Source organism: Vibrio sp. Vb0349, from assembly GCF_033338975.1.
Map to the genome: position 1 here is coordinate 1 of NZ_JAWOTS010000166.1, position 1,497 is coordinate 1,497.

A 1,497-nucleotide genomic window follows, 5' to 3' on the forward strand; every position below is an offset into this window, starting at 1 on the left:
TCTAATTTTAGCGCGATATAGTTTTGTGCGGCGGTAACCAAATCAGAACGATTAATGATCTTCCATAGGAAAAATGGCGGGATTAAGAATGCAATGAAGTAAAACGACTCATGAAAAAAGATCTGAGCAATTGCATCTTGATGTTCCCACAGCGCCGTAAGCGCGAAAAGATCGAGCATCACACCAAGTACACCAAAAACAACTGAAACCACGATCGCTAATCCTAGTAGCTCTCGAATAAAAAATTTGTATGCCATCATACTAATTCCTTCTAGCAATATTCGACCTTACGTTACGCCCCTCATCACCTATCTATTTTGATTATTATCAACTTCATTTCACTACGAATAAGAACTTAGTTTTATAAAAAAACGCTTGTAGAAATGGGAAAAGTGGTTACCAAGCGACCACGTTGTTTAGCTAAGTAGAGCCGAAGTTAATGGAGTTACTGCTTCGCTGCTGCACTTGAGCAATAGATTTAAAAATAGCCTTTTAGGAATCCATATCACACTATGAATTTCCCTTTTTTACATTGACCCCGTCATTACCAAGCAATGACATTTCGTCTCGACTCTGAGACTAATCTTCGATGTTTATCGGCAGTGTAAACACAAGAGGTCAATATGAAAAAATACACTTATCCTCTACTTGCTATCTCAGGCGGTCTACTACTGACTGGCTGCGGTGGCGACGACTCTTCATCAAATACAGAATCCGCTACGTTTTCTCTTGGTGTCTCAGATGCACCTGTGGATGACGCCAACAAAGTGGTCTTAGCATTTAAAGACGTGGTTTTAATTCCCTTTGACCCAGAAACGGGCGAGCAAACTGGCGATCACATTCTGCTAGACGCAAGCGAGAACGGCGCTCTACATCAAGTTGATTTGATGGAATATCAAGGAAAAAATGCCAAAACCATCATTAGCGAACAACAAATTGCTCCGGGTGATTACGCCATGTGCGTTTACGCGAAAGATGGCCGACAGTTGAATGATACGTCTCTATCGTATGTCGAAAAAACTGATGGCTCAGTAAAAGGTCTTGTTGTTCCAAGTCGTGGTAGCTGCTTTGGCTTTAAGCCCGATACCAGCGATCAGGGTCGCTTGAAGTTTTCCCAAAAAGGTCAGTATGTAAAAGTTCATACTGGGCACAATAGCTACGTTGTAGAGTTTGATTTGCGTAAAGGTCTGGCGGATCCAGTCGGCCAAGATCATATGAACATGAACTCGAATGCCGTAAGTTTGGTGAACGCATCAGATTCAGGCCATATCGCTGGCACGGTAAGTAACGTTCAATACCAAGCTTGCGAAGCAGACAGTGCGGCATGGAACGCGATTCATGATGTGCCTGCCGTTCACTCTGTTTACCTGTATGCGGGTTCCATGGATCGCTCAACCATGGGCGATATGGGCGCGACAGCTCCACTCAACGCGCCAGTTGCGGTAGCTAACGTGAATGAATCGCAAGACGAAGAAGGTAATACAACCTACAGCTACG

General features: G+C 43.7%; 2 protein-coding genes. One reads left to right on the forward strand and one right to left on the reverse strand.

Features of this window, described 5'->3' with window-relative positions; translation table 11 throughout:
* A partial coding sequence (locus R7Q47_RS24210) for a D-fructose-6-phosphate amidotransferase (protein ID WP_318089743.1) occupies window positions 1-257 on the reverse strand: 257 nt, incomplete at its 3' end.
* A gap of 366 nt (window positions 258-623) precedes the next feature.
* Here R7Q47_RS24210 and R7Q47_RS24215 point away from each other — a divergent pair.
* A partial coding sequence (locus R7Q47_RS24215; protein WP_318089744.1) for a DUF4382 domain-containing protein occupies window positions 624-1,497 on the forward strand: 874 nt, incomplete at its 3' end.